This window comes from Salinicola lusitanus (assembly GCF_003206045.1).
GTDB lineage: Bacteria > Pseudomonadota > Gammaproteobacteria > Pseudomonadales > Halomonadaceae > Salinicola > Salinicola lusitanus.
In genome coordinates, this window is the sequence record NZ_PZJM01000007.1 from 57182 (window position 1) to 80022 (window position 22841).

Here is a 22841-nt window from a genome sequence, read left to right on the forward strand (position 1 = left end):
TTTGGTAGAGATATCTGGCGGATAATACCTGTTTTCAGTAGGAGGAATTCGTGTCGGCCTAGGGGTAGGATGGCCAGACTTCCTACGTTTCGAACAGGTGCCCGGATCGATGTCTGCTACCTCACCGTCTTCTCAGAATCCCGCCGTATCGCTTCGCCCACCCGCCGACGCCAGCTACTACGCCGCCTCGATCGTCGGCTTCGATGCCGCTGATGCCGGCCGCTACGCCTTGCGTTCCCCCGCCACCGGGGAGGTGATCGCCGAGGTCGCCGACTGCGGCGTGGCGCAGGCGAAGCTGGCTGTCGACAACGCCCAGCGCGGCTTCGAGGCGTGGCGCAGGACCACCGCCTTCGAACGGTCAGCTCTGCTCAAGGCGTGGCACCAGGCGATGATGGAAGCCAAGGAAGTCCTCGCCGTCACCATGTCCCGGGAGATGGGCAAGCCGATCCGCGAAGCCCGCGGTGAAGTGGACTACGCAGCCAGCTTTCTGGAGTGGTACGCGGAACAGGCCAAGCGTGTCGATGGCGACATTCTGCCCAGCCAGCATCCGGACAAGCGCCTTGCCGTGCTGCGTCAGCCGGTCGGCCCGGTACTCGCCATCACGCCGTGGAACTTCCCGGCCGCGATGATCACCCGCAAGGTGGCGCCGGGGCTGGCGGCCGGCTGCTCGGTGATCGTCAAGCCGGCGGAGCAGACGCCGATCACGGCGCTGCTGCTGGCTCGGCTCTGGCAGCAGGCCGGCGGGCCGGCGGAGGTGTTCCAGGTGATCACCGCCGAACGGCCGGCAGCGGTCAGCGACGTGCTGATGGAAGACCGACGCATCCGCAAGGTGACCTTCACCGGTAGCACGCCGGTTGGCAAGCATCTCTACGCCAAGTCCGCCGCCACCATGAAGCGCATGTCGCTGGAACTGGGTGGGCATGCGCCGTTTCTGATCTTCGACGACGCCGACATCGAGGCCGCGGTGGCCGAGGTGATGGCGAGCAAGTTCCGCAATGGTGGCCAGACTTGCGTCTGTGCCAACCGCATCTACGTTCAGCGTGGCATTCTCGACGCCTTCTCCGAGCGTCTGACGGCCGCGGTCGACGAACTGCGCGTGGGGCAGCCGGAAGACGAGACGACCCAGATCGGTCCGCTGGTCAGCCAGGCGGGGCGCGACAAGGCGCAGTCTCATATCGACGATGCCCTGGCCAAAGGAGCCCGTCGCCTGACGGCCGAGCGTGAGGTCGACGGGTTCTTCGTTGCGCCGACGGTGCTCGCGGACGTTACCAATGACATGCAGGTCATGCAGGAGGAGACCTTCGGTCCCGTCGCCCCGCTGGTTGCCTTCGACAGCGAGGAGGAGGCGGTCGCCGCCGCCAACGCCACGCCGTTCGGTCTCGCCGCCTATCTGTGGACCCGCAACCTGGGGCGGGCGGCGCGCGTTTCCGAAGCGCTGGACTACGGTATCGTCGGTGTCAATGACGGTGCGCCTTCCGTGCCCCAGGCGCCGTTCGGCGGCGTCAAGGATAGCGGGCTGGGCCGCGAGGGGGGGCGTTACGGCATCGACGAATATCTCGACACCAAGTTCGTCTCGACGCGGCTGGATGGCTGACCGCCGTGTCGGTTGACGGAACCGACCTGAAGCGGCCGCCGGTCGAGCTCGACCTGGCCACGGCGCTGCGCGAGACCAATCTGCGTCACGCTCGCGTGGTGGCCGGCGAGCGTTCGTTGGATCGGCCGTTGCGCTGGGTGCACATGGTCGATCATCCCGATATCGTCGCCTGGGTTCGCGAGGGTCAACTGCTGTTGACCACCGGTTACCACTGGCCCGACGAACCTGCCGCCGAGCGCTCGCTGATCGAGGCGCTGGTGAAGAAGGGGCTCGCCGGCGTGGCGCTGGCGGTGCCGAGGTTTCTCACTGCCTTTCCCGAGACCAGCCGTCGCGTCGCCGAATCGCTGGATTTCCCGCTCCTGGAGATTCCCTGGGATGTACCGTTCAGCCAGATCACCGAGGAGGTGCACGCCTGGCTGATCGCCCGTCAGGGGCAGTTGATCGCCCAGGCGGAAAGGATTCATCGCGATCTCACCCGGTCGGCGCTGACTGCGCGCAGTCTGGGCGATATCGCCACGGCATTGAGCCTGTTGCTCGAGCGGGACGTGCTCTTTACCGGTCTGGAGGGTGAATGGCTGGGAGGTAGCGCCGAACTCGACACGAGGCGCCTGCCGACATCGGCCATGCTGGCCGATGCCCAGTTCCTGACCTCGGTCTCGGCGCGCTCTCTGGGCGAGGAGGGCGATGGCCGAATGCTGGCCTGTCCGGTACGGATTCTGGAGATGCCGGCCGCCACGCTGTGGATCGACGAGACGGCGTCTCCCGTCGGCGAGCTGGAACGGCGCGCCGCCGAGCAGGCTGCCCTGATCTCTGCACTGCACCTGTCCCACCAGCGGGCGCTGCAGGCACAGGAGACCCGGCTCGGCTACGCCTTCGTCGACTCGTTGCTGGAAGGGCGGTTCGAGCCCACCCCGGCCGCGCTGGAGCGGGCGTCGCTGCAGGGGTGGGACCCCCGAGCCGGCTACCATGTCTGCGCCATCCTGCTCAACGAGCCGGTGCCGCTGAGCCGAGACGGGCTGCTGCGTCGGGAGCGATGGGAGCGTCGCCTGAGGGAGCTGCTCGAGACCCAGGGCCTGCCGCCGCTGATCTCCGTCTCGCTCAACCAGTTGCTGTTTCTGGTTCGCACCGACATCTCGACCGCAATGCTGTGGCGCGAACTCAACGATGGCGCGGCGGCCATGGCGATCAGTCGCGAAGCGCGGGGGGCGACAGCCATCGCCGAGGGCGCCGGCGACGTGGCGCGCCTGCTGCCCTCCCTCAGGCCGGGAGAACGCCGGGATTTCGAAGCCTTGCTGTTCGACCGGGTGCTGGAGGGCGATGCCGAGGCGCGACGACTGTTCCTCGAACGCATCTCCCGTGCCCTGGGGCAGGGCGCGCGGCGGCAGAGTGCTGTCGAGACGCTCTCGGCGCTGGCGGACAGCGGCTTCCAGCTGGCGCAGACCGCCCGGGCGCTCGATATCCACATCAGCACGCTGCGTTACCGGATCGAGCGATTGGAGACGGCGCTGGGCATGCCCCTGAACGACGCCGACGCCAGACTGCAGCTCCAGGTCGCCATACGCCTGCTCAACACGGAGTCCGGTTGAACGCCAGCCGAAGCATAGACATACGACTCTGGAAACGCATTTCGACACTACCCGAGAGAACACCATGCAATTGACGGATTTCACCACCCTGACCTTCGACGTCTACGGCACCCTGATCGACTGGGAGAGCGGCATGGTCGCCGGGCTGCAGCCGCTGCTGCAGCGCACCGGGCTGAGCCTGAGCCGCGACCAGGTGCTCGAGGCGCACGCCCGACATGAATCGACCCAGCAGCGTTACACGCCACACCTGCAGTATCGGCTGCTGTTGGCGGTCGTCTACAAGCGCCTGGCGGAAGAGTGGGGCGTGGCGGTCAACCATGACGAGTGCCTGGCCTACGGTGACTTCGTCAAGCAGTGGCCGGCCTTCGCCGACACGGCGGAGGCGCTTGGCTATCTCAAGCAGCACTACAAGCTGGTGGTGCTATCCAACGTCGACAACGAGAGCTTCGCTTACAGCCAACGCAAGCTTGGCGTCGAGTTCGATGCGGTCTACACGGCGGAGGACATCGGTTCCTACAAGCCGGCGGCGCGCAACTTCGACTATATGCTGGAAAAACTCGGTGAGCGCGGGATCGACAAGTCGAAAATCCTGCATACCGCCGAGAGCATGTTCCACGATCACCAGCCGGCCAACCGCTATGGACTGGCCAACTGCTGGATCTATCGTCGCCACGACAAGGAAGGCTTCGGCGCGACCATGAATCCCGGCGACATGCCGACGGTCGACTTTCGCTTCAACAGCATGGCGGCGCTCGCCGAGGCGCATCGCGAGTTGGCGTGATCGCCTTCAGCGAAGTGCCCCCCACACCTGCGCTTCGCTGATGCCCAGCGCCTCGAACTCCGCCTGCCTCAGTGGCGCTTCGTCGAGCAGGAAGAATTCGTCTAGCTGTGGCGGGGCGACGTCGGTCTCCGAAAGCATGGCGTGAACCTGGCCACGGTGATGCGTCTAGTGGACGAAGAGATGCGCCAGCACGCGATGTGCTGGCTCGAGCTGTCGACGGTCGGCCCGCTCGAGCGTGACGTTGTCGGCGAGCGTCGAAGGCTTCAGCTCGTCGCAGACAGCGATCAGTCGTCGGTCCAGCATCTCCTGCGCCGGCAGAAGCGTATCGATGCGCGCGTGCGGTGTCTCGTCCTCGAACGCCCGCTGACCGAGCGTGCCCCCCTCGAGCGCGTCGATGTAGTAGGCGTCGACGACCAGGATATGGTTGAGCGTGGCATGGATCGACGGGAAAAAGCTGCTGCGCCTGGCCTGTAGCTCGGCCACCGACAATCTGGCGCAGGCCTCCAGCAGGCGATGGTTCGACCACAGATTGCAGTAGGCCTGATGGCGAAAGTGTTGGATCATGACAGGATTACCTCGCGCTTCTCTTCGGCATCGCAGGAGTCGTCATGGAAATCCTACACGGTTTGGTCGTCATCACCTTCGTGCATCTGCTGGCGGCCGCCTCGCCGGGGCCGGACTTCGTCCTCGTCACCCAACAGACGCTCAACCACGGCAAGCGCATCGGCCTGCTGTGCAGCCTGGGCATCGCGCTGGGCCTGTCGATCCACATCGTCTATTCCGCCTTCGGGCTAGCCGCGGTGATCGCCAATTCCGCGGAAGCGCTGTGGGCGATCAAGCTGCTGGGCGGGGCCTACCTTCTCTATCTTGGGATCAAGGGGGTGCGCTCACGGCCGGCTGCCGTGACGGCTAACATCGGTGACGCCCCGGTGGTGGCGCCGCGCTCGGCGCTGCGCACCGTCGGCACCGGGTTTCTCTGCAACGCGCTCAATCCCAAGGCACCCATCTATTTCGTCTCGCTGTTTACCATCGTGCTGTCGCCGTCGATGCCGCTATACCAGATCGCCATCTACGGCGCCTGGATCATGCTCATCCAACTGGGTTGGTTCTCGGCGGTGGCACTGTTGCTCTCCACGCCGCCAATTCATCGTGCGTTCAAACGCTTCAGTCACTGGATCGACCGGGTGCTGGGGCTGGCGATGGTGGCGTTGGGTATCAAGGTGCTGACGACGCGGGTGTGATCCCCGACCCACGCCTGCGTTCGCCCACATTGCGTTGAAATCCGGCTCAAAATGCTCGTTTACTGCCCGTAAACGGCGTTTCTTCGACGGAGTTTGCCTCCAGGGGTATCGCTCGCGACGTCCGTCGGCACCTCGCCGACGCTTTCCTCGCCGACTCATTTTCGGCATCCTGAATCGCATTCCATCAACCGGCGAGGAAAGCTCATGGAGACTTGGTTGCGTGAACTGCCCAAGGTCGAACTGCATCTGCATATCGAGGGTTCGCTGGAGCCGGAGTTGATGTTCTCGCTGGCGGCGCGCAATAACGTGGCGCTGCCTTACGATACCGTGGACGAAGTGCGCGCGGCCTACGATTTCAGTGATCTGCAATCTTTTCTGGATCTCTACTACCAGGGTATGCGGGTGCTGCACACCGAGCAGGATTTCCATGATCTGGCTATGGCGTACCTCGAGCGCGCCCACGAAGAGGGCGTGGTGCATGTCGAATTGTCATTCGATCCCCAGGCGCATCTGAACCGGGGAGTTGAGCTGGCGATCCCGTTCGAGGGGTTGCGCCGCGCCATGCGAGACGCACAGCGCCGCTGGGGCATGACCACGGCACTGATCATGAGCTTTCTGCGCGATCGTGATGCGAGCGAAGCGATGGACGTGCTCGAGAAAGCAGCACCCTTCTACGAGTCGATCGACGCGGTGGGGCTCGATAGCGCGGAGGTGGGCAATCCGCCGGCCAAGTTCGCGGCGGTATTCGAACGGGCCAAGGCGCTGGGCATTCCTCGCGTAGCGCACGCAGGGGAGGAGGGGCCGGCGGCCTATATCAGCGAAGCGTTGGACGTACTCGATATCTGTCGGGTCGATCACGGCGTTGCCTGCTTGCAGGATGAGGCGCTGCTGGAGCGTCTGCGCGAGTCCCAGATCCCGCTGACCGTCTGTCCGCTTTCCAATGTGCGATTGAAGGTCGTTCCGACGATGGCCGATCATCCGTTGCCCGCGATGATCGAGCAGGGGGTGAAAGTCACGCTCAATTCGGACGATCCGGCCTATTTCGGTGGCGGCGTGCTGAATAATTACCTGGCGTGTTTCGAAGCCTTCGACTGGGATCGGGAGCTTTTCAAGCAGTTGGCGGGTAACGCGATCGAAGTCGCGTTCATGTCGGAGACTCGCCGCAGCGAGCTCTTGGAAAGGCTATCGACCTGCTGAACGGTTTCGAACTCCGCGCGAGACTGCCCGCCGAAGATGGCGGGCAGTCTCGTTCAGCCCTCTAGATAGGCAGTGGTGTCCTGTGACGCGTCGGCCAGATCAGTAAGGAACGGAGTCAGTCGGTCGAGCGCTTCCTTGGCAAGCTCGGGATCGATGGCGAAGCAGATCCGAAGGTAGTCTTCACCCTCCGGACCGAAGGCGCTGCCCGGGGCTACGCCGACTTTGGCTTCCCGCAGAATCCGCTTGGCCATCTCCAGGCTGGATTCATCGAGCCCGTGAACCTTGAAGAAGAGGTAGAAGGTACCTTCGGGTGAGAATACGGTCACGTTGTCCAGCGCGGTCAGCCCGTCGACCAGGACGTCCCGCGATGCCTGGCAGCGGGCGACCTGCTGGGCGATGAACTCATCGCCCTCCTCGAGAGCGACGATGCAGGCCCGCTGAATGAACGATGCCACGCCGGTGGTGTTGTACTGGCAGAGTCGGGCGAACAACTGATCCATGCCGCCGGGGAATGTGATCCATCCCGCACGCCAGCCGGTCATGCACCAATTCTTGGAAAACGTGTTGGTCACCAGCAGCTTGTCATCAGGCTTGCAGATCTGCAGGAAGGATGGCGCCGGGCCTCCGCCGTCATAGACGAAGTGATTGTAGACCTCGTCGGCCACGATCCAGAGCCCTTTCTCTCGGCAGAAGTCTCTCAGCCGCCGCATGTCCTCGAGCGGCATGCGCCAGCCCGTCGGGTTGGACGGTGAGTTGATGAAGACGGCACGGGTGCGCTCGGTCACTCTGGCGAACAGCTTGTCCAGGTCGAGCTCGATATTGCCATCCGGATGGAAGTCGAAGGCAACCGGCACGTTGACTCCTCCCACGATCTCGATCATCTGCCTGGCATTGGGCCAGGCCGGGGTGGGCATGATGACTTCGCTCCCTTCATCGAGAATCGCCTGCATCGCCATGGTGACGGCATTCATGCCTCCGATGGTGACGCAGAAGCGATCGCTGGAGACCTCCACCTGCCAATGGCGACGATGGTAGTCGGCCAGTGCCTGGCGAAGCTCGGGCAACCCTTGAGAGTAGCTGTAGCGGGTATCGTCGTCCGTCAATGCATCCATTGCCGCCTGTTTGATGTATTCAGGTGTCGGCAAGTCACCCTCACCGATCCAGAGCCTGACGACCGAGGCGTCGTGCCGGGCGAGATCCGCGACCGCGACGATCTGGTTGTCGGGCATCGTGTGAACACGGGAAGAGCAGGAAGGACGCAGGCTTGAGGGAATGACGTCAGACATGGAGGGGCTCGCTGGTGGTCAGGGGCGCATGCATCGATCATAACGCCTCGATGGCGAGTCGACTAATGACGGATCTCGTACGGCATCGGGGGAGTGACGGCAAGGCGAGGAATCTTCGTGACATCGCGTTAACGATCAAAGCGAATTGATTACCTTGAAAATATTCGCGGTGAGAGGGGTGCTGAAACTCATGCGGAATCAGGGGTGCGCGACGAAAGATAGCGCCTGCGGAGTATTAAAAAACTAATGAAAAAAGACTATCTGTAGAATGGTGCGTGCAATTCGCCTTTAGTGTGTTACTGTTTGTATCTATATATGGCATAAATCTAATAAATTGGTGGCTTATTGGGGCTCGGCGATTCGGGATGTCGCCGCGATAGCCGCCGCGGACATCTGGCTCGGGGAACAACTGTGACGCAGTCTCAGGATATTTCGCATTTGTTGAGGGTGGTAGGAGAGGACCGGGTACGGTACCAGGAGACCGCTCCCCAGTCCGGTCAAGGACGTTGGTTGCTCCTCAACCAGGTTCGAGGTGTGCCGCTCGCCGACTCCAGTGCGATGGCGCCACCGCCGCCCCGAGTAGAGACAGTCGCCCCTGGCCAGCGGGAGCCTGCCGTCCAACGAGCTGACATTGCGGTGTCGCCGGAGCCGGCGTGCTCGTCCGTGACTCCCGGACTGTACCCCTCGCGGCCGGCACTGGCGCCGCAGGAACAGAACGAGCCGGCGCTGCGCGGGTCGCTGCCGACGCTCGAGAGAGAACGGCCGCATCCGCCTGAACCATTACCGAACTTCAAGCTCTTCGAGGCGGAAGTCCCGGCCAGTGCCTCCTTGGCGTCCGGCCCCTCCGAGGGACACGGCGAGCCTCTGTCCAGCCTGCTGAAGCGGATCTCACGATGCCGCTGATCAATATCATGTCACCCAAGGGCGGTGTCGGTACCACCACGCTCTGCGCCAATCTCGCTGAGGCGCTGCGGCGCCTCGGATATCGCGTCGTCATGATCGACTTCGATCCGCAGAATGCGTTGTGCCTGCATTCCCGGTTCGGTCTGGATGACGAACGAGGGTTGGTGACCCGATTCGAGGAAGAAGGCGACTGGCGCGCCTTGCTGCTGCCGGTCGCGGATGGTGTCGAGATGCTGCCGTTCGGATTGGGCAGCGTCAGCCAGCAGCGAGCACTCTTGCAAGCGCTCGGCCAGCGCAGTTTCGTCGAACCTCATCTCGAGCGACTGATACAGAGTCGCAATACCTTCGTGCTGGTGGATATGCCAGCCGGCCAGAGCCCGGTGACAGAGGTCATGCGTGATATCGCCAACCTGTCGTTGGCCGTGTTCCTGGCGGATCCCGCCTCTCTGGCGCTACTCCCACGAATGAATGCGTTTCACGGTGAAACCGGAGCGACCCAGAATGATGGGCGGTTGGGTTACGTCATCAATCAGATGGACACGCGTTCGCGGCTCAATCGCGAAGTGGTCGGTCTGATGCTCGAGCGCTTCGGCCCGTACCAGTGGGGTGTCGTGCACCGGGATGAAGCCCTCATGGAGGCGTTGGCCGAACAGCGCTCCGTATTTGATCTGGCGCCTGCCAGTGCTGCGGCAAGGGATATCGGGGAACTGGCTCGACGTCTGGCCGAGCGCTTCCCGCTGAATTTTGCCGGTGACGGTGGGAGGCCATTCTAGGTGGCCGTATTCAAGAACGCCGTGTCGCGTCTGTGGCTGGTGATCGTCGTCCTGATCACGTTGCCTGTGATTGCCTTGACCGTATTGACGCCCATGTCGGTGGCGCACCAGGGGCTGTTTGGCCTGATTACCGTAGCGGCGATGCTCATCCTGTTACGGTTGCGGGCGAAGTCCAAGCCCATCGCGGTCTTTCTGATCCTGTTATCCGCCGTCATCTCAACCCGTTATCTGTATTGGCGTGCCACCGAGACACTGGTCTTTCAGAGCACCCTCGAGGCGATTCTGGGGTATGGGCTTTTCGCCGCGGAGACCTACGCATGGCTCATCCTGATCATGGGATACCTGCAGAATCTCTGGCCGCTGGAAAGGAAAGTCGAACCGCTTCCGGACGACATGGAACGGTGGCCGAGCGTTGACGTATATATACCCAGCTATAACGAGAGTCTGCAGATCGTGCAGGATACGGTCCTGGCGGCGCAGAACATCGATTACCCGCGCGACAAGTTGAGCATCTATCTGCTTGACGATGGCCGTCGCCCCGATTTCGCCGCCTTTGCGGCGTCGGCGGGCGTCGGCTATATCACCCGCGATGACAATCAGCACGCCAAGGCGGGCAACCTCAATCACGCTCTGAGCAAGACCGGGGGCGAGCTCATCTGCATCTTTGACTGCGATCATGTGGCCACGCGCGGTTTTCTACAGATGACAACGGGCAGTTTCCTGGTGGATGACAAGCTGGCGCTGATTCAGACTCCGCACCATTTCTACTCCCCCGATCCGTTCGAGCGAAATCTCAGTGTGGGCCATCAGATGCCCAGTGAGGATGAACTTTTCTATGGGCTCATCCAGAAAGGGAACGATTACTGGAACGCGACCTTTTTCTGCGGTTCCTGTGCAGTCATTCGCCGATCGGCGCTGGAGGAAATCGATGGATTCGCCGTGGAAACGGTGACCGAAGATGCACACACGGCGCTCAAGCTTCAGCGCCGAGGCTGGAAGACCGCCTATCTGGGGATCCCTCTGGCCGCAGGCCTGGCCACCGAGCGGCTTTCCCTGCATGTCGGCCAGCGCATGCGTTGGGCGCGTGGTATGACGCAGATCCTGCGCAGGGACAACCCGATGCTGGGCAGAGGGTTATCCTTCATGCAGCGGCTCTGTTATCTAAACGCCATTCTGCACTTTCAGTTCGGTCTGCCGCGAATCGTCTTCCTGACGGCGCCGTTGGCGTATCTGCTGATAGGGCAGAACATCATCGCGGCCTCGGCATCGATGATCTTCGTCTACGCCTTGCCCCACCTGGCCCATACCCTGGCACTCAATTCGCTACTGCAGGGGCGCTATCGTTTCAGCTTTTGGGCGGAAATCTACGAAACGGTGTTGTCCTTCCATTTGGTGAAGGTGACGCTCTCGACACTGATCAACCCGCGGCGAGGCAAGTTCAACGTGACGGACAAGGGGGGACTCCTGCCGGAGGGTTTCTTCGATTTTCGTATCGTGCGTCCTCACTTGATAGTGGCCGTCTTGCTGTTCGTGGCCATCGTCTGGGGCGTGGTCAGGTTGATATGGGATACCCACTTCGGCATCGAACGTGGCGTCATGTTTCTCAATCTGTTCTGGGCCTCCTTCAGTCTGCTGATGCTGATGGCGGCCATTGCCGTCGCCAGGGAAACCCGGCAGGTCCGGCATGATGTGCGGGTGGATGTCTCGTTACCGGCGACGGTATACATGGCCAGCGGGCACGCCATATCGGGATTGGTCAACAACCTGTCGATGGGGGGAGCGCGCATTGAGGTGCCGTCCACGGCGGGCAATTTCGTGGGCGAGATCGAGTGGATCGAGTTACATCAGGATCAGCGCTACATCGCCTTCCCGGTATCCGAAATCCGCCGGGAGGCGCTGGAGGAGCGCCCTGACACCAGCGAGGTGCGGCTGCGTTTCGGGCGCCTGGATATCGGCCAGCGGCGCATGCTGGTGCGGGCCGTGATGGGCCGTGCGGATGCTTGGTTGCCTACTGGCGAGCAGGTCGATCATCCTCTGCGGTCGCTATGGTGGGTCGTCAAGGCCGTCTTCGGGCTATTCTTCACCTCCTGGCAACGCCGGCATGACGGTTCTCGGAAAACCATCGTCCAATCGGCTTGGCCCGCCGGACGCCTGCTCCTGCTTACCTTCCTGGCGGCGCTTCTGCTGATTACGGCACGCAGTGCGCTCAGCCAGGAGTCGGTGTCGTCGGACGTCACTCTTACCGCCGGCCCGCGCCCCTCGGCCGTCACGGGGTTGCCCGCGCCACAACGTCAGGCGGATGGCGGACTCTCGTTTCTCGCTGGGGGCAGCGGCAACGCCTCTTCCGAAGCCTCTGGTCCTGTCTGGGAGAGCGTGACTCTAGGGGAGCTGAATGGCGAGCGTGACATGGTGCTGGGTGGCAGCCAGACCCACTCCGGCGTGGCTTTTTCGCTACGCCCTGATGACATCGCCACGCAAGCTTCACTGGTGCTCGACATTCGCATGCCCGAAACGGAGATGGCCTCGCGTGCGTTTCTCAACGTATCCCTCAATGGCCAGCTTCTGAGAAGCGTCGTTCTCGACAAGGAGGCCGGAGAGCGCTTTTCGCTGACACTGCCCGTCGCCCCCGCACTGCTGGTGACTCACAACCAACTGGACTTTGCGATTACCCGTCAGCAGAGCGAAGAGTGCCTGTTCGAGGAGGGTGTCAGCGGCGGGCTGGTCATTGCCGCCGAGTCGCTGATTCAACTATCGCGGCAGCGATTCGCTCTGGGGCATGATCTGGCCAATTATCCACTGCCGTTCTTCGATGACGTGGCGATATCCCCGCCTCACGTCTCCATCGTCGTTCCCGAGCACCCGAGCGAGACGACATTGCAGGCGGCAGCACTGATGGCCTCCTACATCGGGACTCGCGTCGGATCCCGAGGCATCGACTTCGATACGCATTTGGGCGAACTGCCGGCGGAAGACGCCATCGTCTTCACCAACCGAGACGAGCCGATTCCCGGCATTACCGCCGCACAGTCGGCGGGCGATGGCGTGCGGCTGATCGACAATCCGCGCGATCCGACCCGCACGCTGATGCTGATTCATGGTGACGATGCACCGGGCGTGCTTTCCGCCGCGCGCTATTTCGTGGCCAATCAGCCGACGCTTTCGGGAGCTGAGGTGGCGGCAAAGCCGGTGACGCGTTCCTCTCCGGAGGCCTACCAGGTCCCCAACTGGATCTCGACGCAAGCGCCGGTCAGGCTGGATGCGCTGGTGACGCCCGACACATTGGTCAGTCCGGACATCGCCCACTCGGCCATCGATATCAACTTCAGAGCGTCACCGGATCTCTTCCTGTGGCCGGGAGACACGATTCCCCTGCGTCTGCGTTATACCTTTCCCGGAAGCGATTGGCTGGATGAAACTCGCTCACGGCTGGACGTCAACCTCAACGGGACCTATCTCGGTTCCCTCGGTGTCAACCACACTGGTTTCCTCGAGCGCGCCTGGGGCTGGCTCGGTGGCGACACTCGCCGTGACAGCGGGGTGATCGATATTCCGCCCTACCTGATCTATGGCGAGAATACGCTCAGTCTCTACTTCAATATCCAGACCCAGGATAGTGCCGGCTGCGCGCCGGTCGGCGGCAATGTGCAGAGCGAAGTCGACGGAACGTCGACACTCGATCTAAGCCGGACCCGTCATTTCGACTCGCTTCCCAATCTCTCTTACTTTGTCGGGGCGGGGTTCCCGTTCACGCGATATGCAGATCTCTCGACAACGGCATTCATTCTCTCCGCGCAACCCGATGCCAACGAGCTGACGGCGATGATGGGAGCCGCCGCTCGCCTGGGCGAGTCGAGCGGGGTGGCGGCCTATGGGGCGCGTGTCGGATTGGGCGTGACCGGGTTACAGCAATACAGCGATCGCGACCTGCTGGTCATCGCGACCACGGATTCTCCGGTCTCGGCAGCGCTGCTTGCGGAGGGCTCGGTTCGCATCATCGATAACAAGCTGGTAGCCGAGGATCTGCCATGGAGCCAGCGCATGATGCGCTGGGCTCAGGGCGACTGGCGCAATGACGGCGATGCGTTGCAGCGGGCGCTGATCAGTCGCCGTAGCGTCAACGCCTTGATCGGCGTCGAGGCGCCTTCCGGCGGCGGGCGCAGTGCCATTCTACTGACGGCGGCGGACTCCGGCACCATGCCAAAAATGATGTCGGCCTTCTCGGACCTGGCAGTCAGTGCCGCCATTCGTGGCGACGTCGTTCTGATCGACAGCGACCGTACCGTCAGTAGCTTTTCCCTCTCGCCCAAATATCAGGTCGGTAGCATGCCATTGCCGCTTTACTGGGTATGGCTCTTCAGTCAGCGCCCTTGGTGGCTGATGTGGTTGCTGATCGGTTGTCTGCTGATGTGCACGATGCTCCTCTATCCGGCGCTGAAACAGCGTGCGGCCAATCGCCAGCCCTCGAAGGAGGACCGTCATGAAGCGTGATCTGTGGCGGAAGGCCATTTTATTGTGCGCGCTCGGGGGGAGTGCTTCGGTTCTGGCGCAGTCATCGGATGCGACGCTTCAGCCGTTATTCGAGCAGGCCGATTTCTGGCAGTCACATCAACGCAATGATCTGGCCGAAGAATCCTTGAATCGGGTACTGACAGCGGATCCTGGCAACCCCGAAGCGCTCTATCGTCTGGGAATGATGGCCGTCGCCAATCAGGACACGGAAGCGGTGACACGGTGGCTCTCTCAACTGTCTCAAGCCGCGCCGGACGACCCCCGGGTAGAACGATTGCGCCAGGCGCAGGCGCGCAGTGACATCGACAACGCCGAACTGGCTAGAGCCCGGGCGTTGGCGCGCGCCGGCAATACCGAGCAGGCGGTGCGGGCGTATCAAAGCCTGATCTCACCCACGGACCCACCGTGGGATCTGGCCCCGGAATATTACGAAACGCTGGCAGGTACGCCCGAGGGCTGGGAGCAAGCGCGTGCCGGCCTGGAACGTCTGAATCAGCGGGATCCGGGCGATCACGCCGTGTCTCTGGCGCTGGCCCGGGTTCTCACCTATCGAGCAGAGACTCGCGAGGATGGCATCGCGCGGCTGGCGGCGATGTCCCAGAGTACGGATGTGAAGGCTGCCTGGCGTCAAGCGCTGCTTTGGCTCGATGCCAGTGCTGACGATCAGGGCGTGTACGAACGCTATCTGCAACGTTATCCCGACGACCAGGCGGTGCGGGAGTACTATCTTGCCAAAACCGCGGTACCCGAGACCGACACGCTAGGCGCGGCGCGACAAGCCGGTTACACGGCTCTGGACAAGCAGAACCTCGATGAAGCGCAGCGTCAGTTCCAGCGTGTTCTGGACGAGACGCCAAACGATGCCGAGGCGTTGGCCGGGCTGGGGCTGGTTCAGCTACGCCGGCAGCGTTTCGCCGAGGCGCGGGACGAGCTTGGCAGAGCCATCTCGCTCTCGCCGCAGAGCGCTTCTCGCTGGCAGGGGGCGTTTCGTAGCGCCAGCTTCTATGCGGAATTGGCCGAGGTTCGGCGTCTGGCGGACCAGGGGCATCTCGACCAGGCGCTGAGCAAGGTGGCTCCGCTGGGTCGAACATCCGGCCAGGATGGCCGCTCCGCACAACTGCTCGAGGCAGAACTGCTACGCCGCGACGGACAGCTGGAGGCTGCGGAGCAGGGGTATCGTCGGTTGATGGAGCGCAGTCCCTCCGACGTTGCGGCGGCCAGTGGTCTTGTCAACGTGCTTCGGGACCAGAAACGCTGGGACGAGGCGGCTCAGGTTGCCGAGAAGTTGCCGGCCCGAGTTCGCGACGGCCTTGGCGATCCGCGTCATGATCAGGCGATGGCGTTGCGACAGCAGGCGAACCAGTCTCTGTTGGCAGGTAACTCGACGCAGGCACAGCAGCAGTTGATTCAGGCGGTCAATCTGGCTCCGGAAGATCCCTGGATACGATTGGATCTCGCGCGTCTCTATCAATCTCAGGGCAAGCCGTATCAGGCCAGCTTCGTGATGTCCCCGCTACTGGGAACGGCTGCTTCGCCGGATGCACTCAAGGCGGCGGCGCTGTTGGCCAGCGAGCAGCAGCATTGGGACGAGGCGGCGGAATTTCTCGATCGCCTGCCGACGGAGGGGCGAGATGCGGACACCGTCGCCCTGGCGCAGCGGGTGACGTTCAACCGGCGGCTGGCGTCTCTACGCCAACGCCTGGACAGTCACGATCCCGCCGCGCGACAGGCGCTGCTCGACTGGTATCGACAGCCGCCGCAGACGCCTGCGGATCTGGGTGGCCTGGCGCTGTTGATGGCAGACAACGGCGAGCAGGGAATGGCCCTGCAACTCGTTCGGAGTCGCCTGGCCGATGCCGACATCGACGAGTCCCCAACCGATTATCTGAACTACGCTCTCGTGCTCGCCAAGTCCGGACGTATCCGCGAGGCGAACGATCTGCTGCGACGGCTGGATGAGGCGGCTTCGAGCAGCGAGGATCGTCTGGCAGTCCAGTCGACCGCGCGAGGCCTCGCGGTCGTCGAGGCCGACAGACTGCGTCAGCAGCAGCAGTATGCGGCCGCCTACGACGTGTTGCTGCCCCAGTTGCAAGCCGCGCCGGACGACACCTCGCTGTTGTTGGCTCTGGGGCGACTCTACTCCAGTGGCGACATGCCCGAAGCCGCGGGGACTGTCTATGACCACCTGCTGGAGCGGAATCCGGACAACGATGACGTGCTCGCTGGCGCGGTGAACGCGGCGCTTGAGCAGGGCGAGGGCGACCGTGCCGAGCAACTGCTGGTGGACCATGCTCCCATTCGATCGCCCGAGCTGGTGGTGTTGGCGGCGCGCACCGCGCGCATGAAGGGAGACCATCGGCAGGCCGTTCAACTGCTCGAGCAGGCGCGGGCGCAACGACTCCAGCAGGACGGCGATCAGTGGCTGCTGCCTGGAACACGAGTCGCCAGCAGTCAATTGCTGCTGCCAGGCAATCCTTTCCGCCGGACGCGGGATGCCGCCCGGGTGACCGTCGCGAATGCCGGCGCGATGGCTTCCCGAGGGGCCTGGCTGCCGGGCGCGCCGGATTCGTCGCAAGCGTCGGCGGGTGTCGATTCGATTGCCGATGATCCCGTGCTGGTGGAGATCGACCGCCTGTTGGCGGAACTGCATGACGAGACGGCGACATACCTGAAGCCGGAAGCGACATTGCGTTCCCGAGACGGGGAGGAGGGGCTCAGCGAGCTCACTTCGCTAGGCAGCAGCGTCACTTTTTCGGCGGCGCCATTCAAGCGCGGTCGCCTGGAAGTGTCGCTCTCGCCCGAATATATCTCTGCCGGGACACCGGGCAGCAACGCTCGCGGCCGCTACGGCTCCAACGTGTTCGTGGATGCTGCCGAAAACCTAAGCGACAGTCTGGATGGTGTCGGTACCGTGCTCGACAGCATTCAGCAGTCGGCGGACAGTTACGCGGCGCTGCAGATTCAGGCGCAGGAAAATCCGGATGACCCGCTGATCGAGCGGCAGCTGGCGCGGGCGGCGGAGAACTTCGATGACGCCTTGTCGCGTAATCCGTTCTTCGAGTCCGGAATCGAAACGGCCTCGCTCTCGACCGAGCAGTTGGCACAATTCCGGACGGCGGTTACGGATTTCGTGGTGACGGATGATCTGTCGACAGCCGATCAGGCGCAATTGCGCCGCGATATCGACGTGCTGTTCGACGCGGATTTCCAGAATGTCGACGCCGATGGGTTCGATGATATTCGCCAGACACTGGAAGAGAGCATTGCCAACGTGCAGCAGGGTATCGCGCGCCGTTTGAGTTCGGTGCCCAGCGCGGCACGCAGTCCCGACTCCATCCATGATGCAGGGGTCGGTCTTAGACTGGCATATCGCTGGGATAGCGCGGACATCGATATCGGCGCCACGCCTCAGGGCTTCGAGAAGTCCAATATCGTCGGTGGCGTCGCCTGGCGCCCCAAGTTGACGGACAACACCACGCTGGAACTGAAGATTGAGCGACGGGCGGTGACGGACAGCGTCCTATCCTATGCTGGGGTCAAGGATCCACTGACAGGCGAAACCTGGGGCGGCGTGACGCGCACCGGCGGCGCAATCGGTATCGCCTACGATGATGGTGACAGCGGAGCCTATGCATCTGCAGGCGCCTACGCGTACGACGGCGAGCATGTTGCCGACAACCACTCCGTGGAGGTCACCACGGGTGCCTATGTTCGCCCGATCAACGAGCCGGATCGCCAGCTTCAGATCGGGGTCAACCTCGGCTACATGGGGTACGACAAGAACCTGCGCTACTTTACCTATGGTCACGGAGGCTACTTCAGTCCGCAGGATTACGTGAGCCTCTCGCTGCCGATCAGTTACCGACAGCGCCAGGACAAGTGGACCTACCACGCCAGCATTGCACCGGGTTTTCAGAGCTACAGCGAGGACGATGCTGACTACTTCCCCGAAGATGGTGATGCGCAGGATCTGCTGGACACGCTGGCTGGGGCAGGGCTGGTCAGCCAGTCGCGCTATCAGGGCGAGAGCAAGAGCGGCTTCGGCATCACGCTGAAAGGGGGCGTTGCCTATGAGGTGGCGCCGAACTTGAGCGTCGGGGGCGCGGTCGGCTATGACACCTTTGGTGATTACTCGGAAAGTACGGGGCAGTTGTATCTTGATTATCGCTTGGGGGCGGGACCTTGAAAGCCATCGATGAACACGATCGTCTTAGTCTGGACTACTTCACCCGGCGGCACTGCAGCCGCCAATGGCGAACCTTTCTTAAGGTATTGGCCAGCGAGATGCAGTCATCGGCAGGCAAGGAAGAGAGTGCGAGATTCATGCGCCACGTCGGCCGTCATCTCGCAAGCGAGTACCCGCTGGACGCGCCGGCGACCCTGGGCGATCTCGAAGCTCAGATCAACGCGCGATTGGACAGTATGGATTGGGGATGGTGCACGTTGAACGCAAGCGATGATCATCTGGCTATCGAGCATGTCGCCTACCCCGTGGCGGTCGATACGGTCGAAGATCCGGTGGCTGGCGAAGCCTGGACAAGGACCATCAGCGCATTGCTCGAAGGGCTCTACAAACATTGGCTCGATGGAGAAGGCGGCGATGCCCCTATTGCGTACCGGCATGGAGAGCCGGGGCGATACCTGGCATTTCGCTATGGCGGTTCCTGAGCGTTGGCAGTTCCTGAGCGGGCGACTGCGCCAGGGACTGTGGATCATGGTGATGCTGGCGATGTCGGCCACGGCATGGGCTCAACCCTTCTTCTCCCGCGGTGACGCGGGCTGGGAGAGCTACAAGTCGCATTTTCTGTTGCCGGAGGGTCGGATCATCGATACCGCCAACGGCAATGTCAGTCATACCGAAGGGCAGGGCTGGGGGATGTACCTGGCGGTTCAGTTTCAGGATCGCGAAACCTTCGACCGGTTGTGGCAATGGACCGAAGCTCACTTGGCGAGAGAGGATGTCGCCCTCTATTCGTGGCGCTATGACCCGGCGTCCACGCCTCCCGTCGCGGATATCAACAATGCCAGTGACGGGGATCTGTTCATCGCCTGGGCACTGCAACTGGCCGCTGATCGCTGGGACGACCCGAGATATCGGGCTCGCGCCGACCAGATACTGGATGCGGTCCAGGATGACCTGATCGTGGAGGTAGCGGGATATCGCATCCTGCTGCCCGCCATGCAAGGGTTTCGTCACCCCGGGTACGTGAACATCAACCTGTCCTACTGGGTCTTGCCGGCATTGCGGGATTTCGCGGCCAGGGAGCCCGCCGGTCCCTGGCAGTCGCTGATCGACAGTGGCGCCCGACTGTTGACGCTGGCCCGATTCGGCGACCATGACCTGCCTGCCGACTGGTTGAGATTGAGCGACTCTGCCAGATTGGCGCCTGCCGAGAAGTGGCCGCCACGCTTCGGCTTCGAGAACGTGCGGGTGCCACTCTACTTCACTTGGGGCAATCGTCGAGATGTCGACACGCTCGAGGAGATCGCGCGATTCTGGGATACACCGCTGCCCCCGGCCTGGATCGATGTGACTACCGGCGAGGTCGCAGGGTACCCGCTATCCGAAGGCGGAATGGCCATCAATTCGCTGTTGGCGGGAAAACCGTGGGAGATCCCGCAACAGTCTGCTGCGGGAGAAAACTACTACTCGGCAACGTTACTGATGTTGGCACGGGTCGCGGCCAACCAGCTCAGTCTGAGCGGGAGTTACCCGTGATGGCGAGTCGCGCGGCCGAATCGGCGGTGGATCCGGCGCGACTTGTCTCAGTGGCCGCGGATACTCACCGTCGAGCGTGCCGAGCATCGACCGTGGCGGTTGCTGAGCGTTACCCAACTCGGCGGCGCCCCCGATAGAAGCCGGAGTTAGGGGTCAAGTGAGTGCGGCGGCAAAGGTTCAGCGACCCCTATTCGAAAGTGGCCGACGTTCGCGTTGAATATGGCTCGTCGCCGCTGGACCTGGCATCCACCGACTAGGACTGGCTTGAGAGTCCCCTCCGACATCGAGTTGATACCCCTCAATTCGACACCCGAACCAATACTTCTGATGATCGGCGCCTCTGCCGTTCTTTCCCCCTCAGCCGCGCCGCGCTGTCGATTGATGCGTCGATTGGCCCGAGTCCTAGAAAAGTGTCATGGCTTCTTCCGGACATCGTCTGAATACGGGAAGCAAGGCATTGGGCCAGGTTGGCGGAGAGGGCGTCGCACCAGAAGGTCTCGCCCGGGGCATGGCCCCGGCCAAACCTGTAACGCGATCGATTTAAGGGGGCTAATCGTCTCTTTGGTCGAGTCCCGTTGCGCTAACATTTTATAACACGCTGGATTTGCTAAGGTTTGTAAAAACTGCGCTACGATTAATCAAAGCTCTGCAGGATAATTAATAAAATCTTGTTGCTTCTGGATACCAAACGGTTACTTTTCGCGAATGATGGGGGTGCCCGATTCCCCGTGTCTTCTGTCTGCTGAGGTGAAAGTCGATGGCTGCTCTCGTCGTTATCGTTCGAGTCGATGGCAATGTCTTTTTGATGGACCCCCAAAAGCCCCTGGTGCAGGGGATGGCGGTTCCGGAAGGCGCCATCCTCTTCTCCCCGGATGGCGGCCGACTCATCCTTGCCGACGGTACCGTGCTGCCATTGAGCGCAGGGCAGCCGTTGACTCTACAGGTCATCGAAGGCATCGCCACGGTAGCTGTGGCGGACCCTGCCGCGGCGGATCCGGAGGTAGCGGCACTTCAAGCGGCCATCGCTTCAGGGCAAGACCCTACGGCCATTCAGGAAGCCCCGGCGGCCGGTGCCGGAGAAGGCGGCGGAACGATTGCAGGCGGCGGCGGTTACTCCGCGCCTTTCGATATCGCCCGGACCGGACGTGAAGCGTCCAGCACCTATCGTTATGCGGCAACGCAGGCTGATCCCGAACGGGTAACGGTGACGCCTGCCAGCTTCAACCCCGAGGCCAACACGACGACGGGCGATGGCGCGGCGGGCGGCGGCGGCACGTTGCCCCCGGTCGTCAGTGTCAGCCTCGATGCCATCGCCATCGATGACATCGTCAATCGCGCGGAGTCGGAGCAGAACATCACGCTCAGCGGCAAAGGCGGTGGCGATGCCGTTGCTGGCGACCAGGTGACGATCACCATCGGTGGCATTGCCTATAGCACGGTGCTGAACGAGGATCTCAGCTTTGCGGTCGTCGTTCCGGGCAGCGTGTTGGCTCAATTCCCCTCGGCGACAGCGACGTTGACGCATGTCGGTGACGATAGCGTGGTCACCGCGACCTCGACCCGGCCCTACAGTGTCGACCTCGATGCGCCTGCACCGACCGTGCAGTTGGACACCATCGCCGGCGATGACGTGATCAACGCTGCCGAGTCCGGGGAGTCCATCACCTTGACGGGACGCGTTGGCGGCGATGCCGTTGCGGGCGATACCGTCACGATCGCGATCGGTGGCCAGCAGTACCAGGTGGCTGTCGCCGACGATTTGACCTTCAGCGTCGTCGTGCCGGGCGGGCTCCTGGCGGCTGCGGCAGGCGCGACGGTGACGGCGGTGATCAGCCACACCGACGCGGCCGGCAACACTGGCATTGCCACCACGACGCACGCCTATGGCGTCGACACCGTGCCACCGACGCTCGGTATCATCTTGGACACCATCGCTGGCGACAATGTCGTCAATGCCGCCGAAGCCGGCCAACCGATTCCGGTGACCGGCAAGGTCAGCGGCGATTACGCCGTCGGCGACCGCGTGACGCTGACCGTGGGCAACCAGACCTACAGCGGTAGCGTCAAGGCCGACGGCACGTTCAGCATCACCTTGCCCGGCAGTCAACTGGCCCAGAACGGTTCGATCCAGGCCGTGGTCAGCCACACCGATGCTGCCGGCAACACCGGCACCGCCAATACTGCCGGCAGCTATGCCGTCGATACCACCGCGCCAGTGGTCACGATCAGTCTGAACGCCGTTGCCAGCGACGACGTGATCAATGCCGCCGAGGCGCGGCAGAATGTCACTCTGAGCGGCAGGGCCGGCGGCGATGCGGTTAGCGGCGACACGGTGACGATCGAGATAGGCGGCCAGATCTATACCACGACGGTGGGTGCCAACGGCATCTTCAGCCTCTCTGTCCCGGGGGCGGTGCTGGCCAACGCCGGCACCGATCGGGTCAATGCCACGGTCAGCCACACCGACGGGGCCGGTAATACCGGCACCGCCACGACCACCCACGCTTATGGTGTCGACACCACGCCGCCAACGGCGATTGCCGATACTGGCTCGACCCAGCAGGAGCAGGCGCTGAACATCGATGCGGCACACGGTGTTCTAGCCAACGATTCTGACCTGGGTAGTGACAGGTCGACGCTGCATGTCGTTGCCATCGATGGCAACGCGGAGGGCGTTGGGAGATCTGTCGCCGGTTCCAACGGCGGAACGTTCATCGTGCAATCCGACGGCAGTTATCGATTCCTGCCGGGAAATACCTACGACTCTCTCGCAGCGGGCGAAAAAACCACGTCCCAGATCAGTTACACCGTCAGTGATGGCCACGGTAATGTTTCAGTGGCCACATTGACGGTGACGATCGTCGGTACGAACGATGTGGCTATCATCAGCGGTCCCGCTGTTGGCAGCGTCGTGGAAGATAGTGACGTTAGCGGTGGAAAACTCGCGACGACAGGCTTGCTCTCGGTGACTGACGTCGATACCGGGCAGTCGAGTTTCAACCCGGATAGCGCGATCTTCACGGGCGCCAGTGGTGCGACTGACGGCGTGACTTCCTCGCTGGGCTCGCTTTCCATCACAGCTGATGGCCGTTGGACCTTCAATGTCGATAACAGCAAGGTTCAATACCTTGGTGAAGGCCAGGTTAGGACCGAAACCTTTACGGTGAAATCGGCTGATGGCTCTGCGAGTCAGACCATCACTATCAACATCATCGGCACCAACGACGCCCCAGTGGCCCGCGCCGATACCGG

14 protein-coding genes are annotated in these 22841 nt (G+C 62.6%); 11 read left to right on the forward strand and 3 right to left on the reverse strand.

Translation table 11 applies throughout. From position 1 onward, the window contains the following. The first annotated feature begins 109 nt into the window (after nucleotides 1–109). The 3 genes from DOM45_RS13055 to DOM45_RS13065 all read left to right on the forward strand — a co-directional run bounded on the left by DOM45_RS13055 (nucleotide 110) and on the right by DOM45_RS13065 (nucleotide 3961). A complete protein-coding gene (locus tag DOM45_RS13055) occupies nucleotides 110–1594 on the forward strand; it encodes an NAD-dependent succinate-semialdehyde dehydrogenase (protein WP_110601195.1) in 1485 nt (494 codons plus the stop codon). Between the two features lie 5 nt (nucleotides 1595–1599). Further along, entirely contained in the window at nucleotides 1600–3180 is a 1581-nt protein-coding gene (locus DOM45_RS13060) for a PucR family transcriptional regulator (protein WP_205909461.1), read from the forward strand. A gap of 64 nt (nucleotides 3181–3244) precedes the next feature. After that, complete coding sequence (locus DOM45_RS13065) at nucleotides 3245–3961, forward strand: haloacid dehalogenase type II (RefSeq protein ID WP_110601197.1); 717 nt, start codon at nucleotides 3245–3247, stop codon at nucleotides 3959–3961. 6 nt (nucleotides 3962–3967) lie between these two features. Here the strand turns inward: DOM45_RS13065 and DOM45_RS20405 are convergent, their stop codons facing one another. Next, nucleotides 3968–4099 carry a hypothetical protein gene (locus DOM45_RS20405; RefSeq protein ID WP_205909462.1) on the reverse strand — a complete coding sequence of 44 codons (132 nt, stop codon included), beginning with the start codon at nucleotides 4097–4099 and terminating at the stop codon, nucleotides 3968–3970. 27 nt (nucleotides 4100–4126) lie between these two features. Beyond that, the gene (locus tag DOM45_RS13070) at nucleotides 4127–4525 is read right to left on the reverse strand and encodes a DinB family protein (protein WP_205909463.1); all 399 of its coding nucleotides are present in this window, start codon (nucleotides 4523–4525) and stop codon (nucleotides 4127–4129) included. A 44-nt stretch (nucleotides 4526–4569) separates the two neighbouring features. On the opposite strand from DOM45_RS13070, the gene DOM45_RS13075 reads away from it, so the two are divergent. Both DOM45_RS13075 and DOM45_RS13080 read left to right on the forward strand, forming a co-directional pair. Continuing rightward, on the forward strand, nucleotides 4570–5202 hold the full coding sequence (locus tag DOM45_RS13075) for a LysE family translocator (protein ID WP_110601199.1): 633 nt from the start codon (nucleotides 4570–4572) through the stop codon (nucleotides 5200–5202). Nucleotides 5203–5406: 204 nt separating this feature from the next. Continuing rightward, nucleotides 5407–6399 carry an adenosine deaminase gene (locus tag DOM45_RS13080; protein WP_110601201.1) on the forward strand — a complete coding sequence of 331 codons (993 nt, stop codon included), beginning with the start codon at nucleotides 5407–5409 and terminating at the stop codon, nucleotides 6397–6399. A gap of 53 nt (nucleotides 6400–6452) precedes the next feature. Here the strand turns inward: DOM45_RS13080 and DOM45_RS13085 are convergent, their stop codons facing one another. Then, the gene (locus DOM45_RS13085) at nucleotides 6453–7685 is read right to left on the reverse strand and encodes a pyridoxal phosphate-dependent aminotransferase (RefSeq protein ID WP_110601203.1); all 1233 of its coding nucleotides are present in this window, start codon (nucleotides 7683–7685) and stop codon (nucleotides 6453–6455) included. An 893-nt stretch (nucleotides 7686–8578) separates the two neighbouring features. Here DOM45_RS13085 and bcsQ point away from each other — a divergent pair. The 6 genes from bcsQ to DOM45_RS13120 form a co-directional block, all read left to right on the forward strand. Then, on the forward strand, nucleotides 8579–9361 hold the full coding sequence (gene bcsQ, locus DOM45_RS13095; protein ID WP_110601208.1) for a cellulose biosynthesis protein BcsQ: 783 nt from the start codon (nucleotides 8579–8581) through the stop codon (nucleotides 9359–9361). Next, nucleotides 9362–13849, forward strand: a complete 4488-nt coding sequence (bcsA, locus tag DOM45_RS13100) for a UDP-forming cellulose synthase catalytic subunit (protein WP_110601209.1) — start codon at nucleotides 9362–9364, stop codon at nucleotides 13847–13849. Further along, the gene (locus DOM45_RS13105) at nucleotides 13839–18056 is read left to right on the forward strand and encodes a cellulose biosynthesis protein BcsC (protein WP_110601210.1); all 4218 of its coding nucleotides are present in this window, start codon (nucleotides 13839–13841) and stop codon (nucleotides 18054–18056) included. Before bcsA ends, DOM45_RS13105 begins: the two co-directional genes overlap by 11 nt. Continuing rightward, nucleotides 18053–18538 carry a cellulose biosynthesis protein BcsD gene (gene bcsD / locus DOM45_RS13110; RefSeq protein ID WP_157958424.1) on the forward strand — a complete coding sequence of 162 codons (486 nt, stop codon included), beginning with the start codon at nucleotides 18053–18055 and terminating at the stop codon, nucleotides 18536–18538. Before DOM45_RS13105 ends, bcsD begins: the two co-directional genes overlap by 4 nt. Further along, nucleotides 18471–19589 (forward strand): family 8 glycosyl hydrolase, encoded by a 1119-nt coding sequence (locus DOM45_RS13115; RefSeq protein WP_157958425.1) that lies wholly within the window; start codon nucleotides 18471–18473, stop codon nucleotides 19587–19589. The genes bcsD and DOM45_RS13115 overlap by 68 nt, the downstream gene beginning before the upstream one ends. A 757-nt stretch (nucleotides 19590–20346) precedes the next feature. Continuing rightward, the coding region (locus DOM45_RS13120; protein ID WP_157958426.1) for a retention module-containing protein at nucleotides 20347–22841 on the forward strand (2495 nt) is incomplete at its 3' end.